Raw genomic sequence first — 321 nt, 5'->3', positions numbered from 1 at the left:
GAGCAACACGCGGGCGATCGCGATGCGCTGCTTCTCCCCGCCGGACAGCCGGTAGCCGCGCTCCCCGACGACGGTGTCGTAGCCGTCCGGGAACGAGGCGATGGTCTCGTGGATGTTCGCCGCCCGTGCTGCCTGCTCGAGTTCCTCGGCCGTGGCGTCGGGCTTGGCGTACCGGAGGTTGTCACCGATCGTCGCGTGGAACAGGTAGGTCTCCTGGCTCACGATGCCGATGTGCCGCATGAGGTCCTCGTGTTCGAGGTCACGGACGTCGGCACCGGCGAACCGGACGGAGCCCTCCGTGGCCTCGTACAGTCGCGGCAC

The 321-nt window shown here is 68.8% G+C and carries 1 protein-coding gene; it reads right to left on the bottom strand.

Annotated features, from left to right (window positions below; translation table 11 throughout):
* Positions 1–321: ATP-binding cassette domain-containing protein (locus tag BIU99_RS11220; protein ID WP_139205412.1), on the bottom strand; the 321-nt coding region annotated here is incomplete at both ends.

Origin of the sequence: Plantibacter sp. MMLR14_011, from assembly GCF_001865025.1 — a bacterium.
In the GTDB taxonomy this organism is placed as follows: domain Bacteria; phylum Actinomycetota; class Actinomycetes; order Actinomycetales; family Microbacteriaceae; genus Plantibacter; species Plantibacter flavus_A.
The sequence above is the reverse complement of the archived record's forward strand: the minus strand, read 5'-3'. Positions and strand labels throughout refer to the sequence as shown.